7 protein-coding genes are annotated in these 6,042 nt (G+C 58.4%); 5 read left to right on the top strand and 2 right to left on the bottom strand.

Features of this window, described 5'->3' with window-relative positions:
• Positions 1 to 304 precede the first annotated feature (304 nt).
• The 3 genes from FHT29_RS27980 to FHT29_RS27990 are packed head-to-tail and all read left to right on the top strand — an operon-like array spanning position 305 to position 2,562.
• A complete protein-coding gene (locus tag FHT29_RS27980; RefSeq protein ID WP_168600621.1) occupies positions 305 to 1,285 on the top strand; it encodes an SDR family oxidoreductase in 981 nt (326 codons plus the stop codon).
• Between the two features lie 3 nt (positions 1,286 to 1,288).
• Positions 1,289 to 1,927, top strand: coding sequence for a VTT domain-containing protein (locus FHT29_RS27985; RefSeq protein ID WP_047563081.1), 639 nt, complete (start codon positions 1,289 to 1,291; stop codon positions 1,925 to 1,927).
• Positions 1,924 to 2,562, top strand: a complete 639-nt coding sequence (locus FHT29_RS27990) for an rRNA adenine N-6-methyltransferase family protein (protein WP_052212743.1) — start codon at positions 1,924 to 1,926, stop codon at positions 2,560 to 2,562. The genes FHT29_RS27985 and FHT29_RS27990 overlap by 4 nt, the downstream gene beginning before the upstream one ends.
• Positions 2,563 to 2,796: 234 nt before the next feature.
• On the opposite strand, the gene FHT29_RS27995 is transcribed toward FHT29_RS27990, so the two are convergent.
• Positions 2,797 to 3,195 (bottom strand): DUF1330 domain-containing protein, encoded by a 399-nt coding sequence (locus tag FHT29_RS27995; protein WP_052212741.1) that lies wholly within the window; start codon positions 3,193 to 3,195, stop codon positions 2,797 to 2,799.
• A 114-nt stretch (positions 3,196 to 3,309) separates the two neighbouring features.
• Between FHT29_RS27995 and FHT29_RS28000 the strand changes: the two genes are divergently transcribed.
• On the top strand, positions 3,310 to 4,248 hold the full coding sequence (locus FHT29_RS28000) for an AraC family transcriptional regulator (protein WP_168600612.1): 939 nt from the start codon (positions 3,310 to 3,312) through the stop codon (positions 4,246 to 4,248).
• 48 nt (positions 4,249 to 4,296) lie between these two features.
• Here the strand turns inward: FHT29_RS28000 and FHT29_RS28005 are convergent, their stop codons facing one another.
• Positions 4,297 to 4,977: a TetR/AcrR family transcriptional regulator gene (locus tag FHT29_RS28005; protein ID WP_246703155.1), complete on the bottom strand. Its 681-nt coding sequence runs from the start codon at positions 4,975 to 4,977 to the stop codon at positions 4,297 to 4,299.
• A gap of 79 nt (positions 4,978 to 5,056) precedes the next feature.
• On the opposite strand from FHT29_RS28005, the gene FHT29_RS28010 reads away from it, so the two are divergent.
• Positions 5,057 to 5,797, top strand: coding sequence for an SDR family oxidoreductase (locus FHT29_RS28010; RefSeq protein WP_047563077.1), 741 nt, complete (start codon positions 5,057 to 5,059; stop codon positions 5,795 to 5,797).
• Positions 5,798 to 6,042: the final 245 nt, after the last annotated feature.

The following is a 6,042-nucleotide window of genomic DNA, read 5'->3' on the forward strand; positions in this document are numbered from 1 at the left end:
CATGCGCCGCAGCGGGTTCGCAACCAGATACTCTTACAGGACATCCGTCATGAAATACAACACACTAGGAAATACCGGCCTTTTCGTCTCGGAGCTCTTCGGCACGATGACCTTCGTCGCTGTAAAGCCGCCGCTCCGCAAACGTATCGACGCCATCGAATAGGCTCGGACCGGAACCGCCCCGTTCCGGATCCGCGAAAGGTCGCTTCCCCCCGTGGCGACCTTCTGTCCGCCGAAGAACGTGCCCCGCACAACGCGTCTTCGGCGGACGATCTTGCCCCAGCAGAAACAGAAGGATTTGATGATGTCACAACCGTGGACACTTGACGATATGCCGTCTCAGAAGGGCCGGACGATCCTGATTACCGGCACCGGTGGATTGGGCTTCGAAGACGCGCTAGCCCTGGTCCGAGCCGGTGGCGACGTGATCATCGCAGGACGCAATCCGACGAAGGGCGCTGAAGCTGTCCGGCGCATCAAGGAAAGATCGCCCCAGGCATCGGTCGCACTGGAGATTGTCGACCTCGGCGACCTCGCCTCGATCGAAGCGCTTGCGAAAAGACTGAAAGAAACGCGCAATCATATCGACGTTCTCATCAACAACGCCGGCGTGATGACGCCACCAACGCGCCAGACGACCAAAGACGGTTTCGAACTGCAGTTCGGCACCAACTATCTCGGCCACTTTGCCCTGACGGGTCACCTCCTGCCGCTGCTAATGCGGGCACAAGACCCGCGCGTTGTGACGCTTTCCAGCATTGCTGTTCGAAGCGCAAACGTCGCCATCAACTTCGACGATCTGCAAGCGGAACGGGGCTACAAGCCCATGCCTGTCTACAGTCAGTCGAAGCTGGCATGTCTGATGTTTGCTTTCGAGCTGCAACGGCGGAGCGAAGAAGCGGGCTGGGGTCTTACCAGTATCGCGGCGCACCCTGGGATATCGCGTACGAATCTGCTTCACAACGGCCCCGGTCGCCGCAGCGCTCAGGGCCTTCTCAGGTCTTTCCTGTGGTTTCTGTTCCAGCCCGTTGCACAAGGCGCGCTGCCGACCTTGTTTGCGGCTACGTCTCCAAAAGCCCGAGGTGGTGGCTATTATGGCCCCGATAAACTCGGCGAGACCCGTGGACACCCGAGCGAAGCGCAGATCCCGCGACAGGCGATGGAAAAGCATGTGGCACATAAGCTTTGGGAGATTTCGGAAAAACTGACGGGTGTCTCGTTCGACGCGCAGGTTCCTCCAGAACTCTCCGGTCTCAACGCGACAATCATCAGACGGGAAGGGTGAGATATGGACCCCCTTGGAAACCTTGTCGACTGGATTGCGGTATACGGCATATTCGGTCTGTTTGCGCTCGGGCTGGCGGAACGTTTCCTGCCTGCCCTACCCTCCTATGGTGTTCTCGTTGCCATAGGCATTGCGGCCGAAGGCGCCGTCTGGTCTCTCCACACCGCTGTCATCGCGACGACGGTCGGGAGTTCTATGGGCGCCTTCGGTCTCTATCTTCTCGTACGTGCCATCGGAAGAAAAAGATCCGTAACGCTTCTCTACTCGGTCGGCAGATGGGTGGGTCTATCGCAGCCGCGTATCGACTGGACATTATCCTCGCTGCGTGCCCGGGAAGGAGCGCTCACGATCCTGTCGCAACTCATTCCCACCGTGCGCTTGATCTCGCCCATAGCGGCTGGGCTTTTAGGCACGAATACGCTGCGGTTCGTATCTGGCGTAGCAGTCGGCATCGTTCTGTGGAACGGCTTGTTCATCGCCGCCGGCTACCTGGCTGTGCTGGCCATTCCCGGCATCAATTCGTCCACGCTCGCCCTGAAAATACTGGTCCTGCTTGTTATCGCGGAAGTACTCACAGCCTTGGTGTGGCGGCTTCAGCGACGATATTCGGTGCGCCTGAACGCGGGAGCCAGCAAGCGATGACGAACAGGACTGCCGATGCGCTTTTGTTTTTTCGGGCGTGGCTTTCCGCGCCCCTCCGGGTCGCCTCCGTTACACCGTCGGGGCGTGCGCTGTCTTCTCTCATGACAGCCGAAATATCTGCGGAGACGGGCACAGTCATTGAACTAGGCCCGGGGACAGGCGTTTTTACGGAAGCATTGCTGCATCGAGGTGTCGCTGAAGAAAACCTCGTGCTGATCGAATATGGCGCGGACTTCGCGACGCAGCTTAGCCTTCGTTTTCCGACTGCAAGAATCATCGAGATGGATGCTGCCAAATTGAGAAAGTTGCCGCTGCAAGCGTCGGCACCTGCAGGCGCTGTCGTGAGTGGCCTTCCTCTTCTGTCAATGCCGTTGCGCAAGGTGCATGCTATCCTGGGGGGCGCATTTTCGCATCTTCGCCATGGTGGAGCATTCTACCAATTCACTTACGGTCCGCGATGCCCGATTGCCAGACCCTTGCTCGACCGTCTGGACTTGAAGGCGACGTATATCGGCTGGACCCTTGCCAATATTCCACCGGCAGCCGTCTATCGCATCAGTCGACGAGGAACGCGTAGAGCTTTCGATCGAACGCATCATGATCTGTTGTTTGATAGTCGGAGGAATTCATCATAGTCGGCATCAGCTAAACTGCTCGGCCATTTCTGTTCTGGATGAGGCCGTGTCGGGGCGACTGCAAACGTGGTCAATACGCCCTACAACGCCACCGGCAGACGGATCCGGCATCTGCCAATTCACGTCGAAGAAGCTGCTGTAGCAACCATGCCGGAACGACAAGGCATGCGGACCTAGAAAGGGCGATCAATGCCATTCTTGTGTAAAATCACGCAACCGGCCAGCAACACGATCCTACAGCTTTTTGAAATGCGGGAGTACCTCTGCCCTCAGAGCCATGATGTTGATTGGCTGCAGCACTGCTTCTTCCAGCGCCGACATCCGTATCGGATCGGCAACGGCGTAGGCCGGATCGGCGATCATGTCGACGAAGGCAGTCCGTTTCGGATAGCGCACCAGCGCCACCGCGTCCCAGGATTGACCGGGTTCGGCGCAGAGTGCAGTTGCGCCGTCGCCGGCGAAAAGGATTTCCGCGCCATACCGGGCGACGATCGGACCGGCCATGGCGAGATAGTCGAGATAACGCTGGCGTCCCCCATCTGCCTTGAACCGAAGGAGATTGAGCATCACGATGGGCTGGTCGTCATCTTCGACAAGAAAGCGGTCGATATCAGCGGCGGTGACTTTAATCATCGAATTTCTCCAGCGATGGGGGCATCGGCCTCGTTAAGTCTTCCAGCAAATTATGCTATCGCATTTGCACGTTCCATAATTCAAACCCCAGGATACTTTATCTAAAGTCCAAGAATGGATCCCTTCCTTGATATTGTCCGATTGCTGCGGCCGCGCGCCGCCCTTCTGGGTCGCGGCATGGACGCCGCCGGCGACTGGGGTCTGAGCTTTCCAGCGCTGGGAGACCTGTTGTTTTTCTGGATAGAAGACGGCACTTGCCAGTTGATACGACCTGGTTGCGATCCGATGTGGCTGGAAACCGGCGACTTCGTGCTGCTGCGGACAACGCTTTCTTTTACGCTGACCTCAAGTGAGGAAGTAGAGCCGTTGGATAGCGTCGCGGCGGTGGCCGCCAAACAGGAGGGACGGTTGAAGCTGGGCTCCGGTCAGGAAAGGCCGATTTCGCTTCACATGGGCAAATTTCTGTTCTCGACAGCCAACGAGGATCTCCTGACGGGGCTTCTCCCGCCCATCGTTCAGATCCCCTCTCGTTCACCCAAACTCCACCGGCTTCACAACCTGCTCACGATGATGGAATCCGAAGGCCGCGATCCTGGACCGGCCAGCGAGTTCATCATCGTCCGTCTCGTTGAGCTGGCGCTGGTCGAAATTCTCAGGATGCCTGCATCGGGTCTTTCGGAACAATCTGTCGAGCCCGCCAACGGTGGCCTGCTTGCAGGCCTTCGAGACCCTGTCGCGGCCAAAGCAATTCGTGCCATGCATGAGAATGTCGGGCAAGAATGGACGGTCGAGTCTCTGGCGAGGCTTTGCGGTGTCTCGCGATCCGCCTTCGCCACACGCTTTCGTGACATCGTCGGGATCGCTCCGATCTCGTACCTGTTGCGGTGGCGCATGGCGCTTGCCAAGGAGGCGCTCAAGTCTGGAACAGCAGGGGTGGAGGAGATCGCCTTTTCAATTGGCTATAAGTCGGCGAGTGCGTTCAGCACTTCCTTCACACGCGCTGTCGGCTGCTCGCCGAGCCGCTTCACGGAAAGCTCGTCCCGCTCCACATAAGGGAGGAGCCTTGAGGCCCGCTACCGCCGTGATCGGCCTCCCCAAGGATCAGGCCTTGCCCTGCATGCCGTGATCGATGTTGCCGGTGATATTGTCCCAGCCGGAAAGCGCGATTTCAGCCACAGCATGCAATTCGTCGCGATCCGCTCCATCGCGGGCGCGGATAGCCATCCCGCTTTGGACTGTCTGCACGAACCTCGCCAGTTTGGTCGTGTCTGCCGCGGCCTTAAGGTCACCGTCGCTCTTCGCTCTGTCGAAGCGCGCCTTGAGGAGATCAAAACCGCCAGCACGGGTGGCTCGCATGAGTTCGCCCAGTTCGGCATGTCCTTCGCTGCCCACGGTGGCGAGCGTCGCCATGCACCCGTGCGGCAGATCGCAATCTCCACCCGTCATGGCGATGGCGGAATCTTGAAGAAATGCTAGCGCTGCGTCTCTCGCGGTCAAAGCAGCCCTGAAGCGGGTCCAGACCAACCCCTCGTAGGTCGTGTAGTAATATCGGAGGGCCTCCGCATAGAGTGCATCCTTTGAGCCGAAGGCTGCATAGAGGCTCTTTGTGCCGATCCCCATCGCTTCCGTCAGATCGGCGATGGAGGCAGCCTCATAACCCTTGATCCAGAACAGTCTTGTCGCGGCGGCAAGCGCAGCCTGGCGGTCGAATTCCCGCGGTCGGCCGCGTAAGCGGTGGGTCGGCTCTGCATGCTCTGGAGAGGTCAAAACGTCATTTTGCATCGACCACTGCATAAATCAGTTGACGGCAATTTGCAATGGTCTTACCTATTTATACATCGATCACTGCATAAAGGTAATAATGATGGAATTGCTTGGTAAACGTGCCTTGGTAAACGGCGGCTCCCGGGGAATAGGGGCCGCGATTGCCATTGCGCTGGCCGAGAATGGCGCCGATGTCGCATTCACCTATCAGCGTTCTGCAGACAGGGCCGCATCGGTAGTTCAGACTATCGAGGAAAAAGGCCGGCGCGGGCTTGCCATTCAGGCCGACAGCGCCGACCCGGATGCCATCCGTCACGCCGTCAGCCAGACGGTCGACACACTTGGAGGGCTTGATATTCTAATCAACAGCGCAGGCATCGGAACCGCCGGCATGACCGCGGATCTGGCGCTCGCCGACCTGCAGGCCATGCTTGATGTGAACGTTCGCGCACCCGTCCTGTTCGCGCAGGCGGCGATCCCGTATCTCTCATCGGGGGGCCGGATCATCTCCATCGGCTCCTCCCTGGCGGAGCGTGTGCCTTTCCCGGGTGTGACGGCTTATGCCATGTCGAAGTCGGCGCTTCTGTCGTTCACGCGGGGCCTTTCGCGCGAACTCGGCCCTCAGGGCATCACCGTCAATCTTGTTCTCCCCGGTTCAACGGACACGGACATGAACCCGGCCAATGGCGAGAATGCTGATTATCAGCGCAGCCTCACATCGCTTGGTCGGTTTGGCGAGCCCCGTGAAGTCGCCGGCGCGGTCGCGTTTCTGGCGGGTCCGGCTGCAAGTCTGATTACCGGTGCGGTTCTCAGTGTAGACGCCGGCTTCAACGCCTGATTTGCTCTTCGCGTTGTCAGGACGTCGTGCTTTACGGCGTCCGGCAGGCGATTTTCAATAGCGGCCGTAAGATGCGTTGAGAGCGGTTGTATCTGTCAACGAGGCTGTGCAAATGAGCGGAATGCACGTCAACGCAAATTGACAAAGCCTTAGGTTCCAAACCCAATCATGCATTTGATTTTGCTTGAACTGTATGATTCAATCTGGATATTTGAAGGAGATTGGCTCATGGCAGGAGAATTCTG

This window comes from Rhizobium sp. SG741, from assembly GCF_012275435.1.
GTDB classification, from domain to species: domain Bacteria; phylum Pseudomonadota; class Alphaproteobacteria; order Rhizobiales; family Rhizobiaceae; genus Rhizobium; species Rhizobium lusitanum.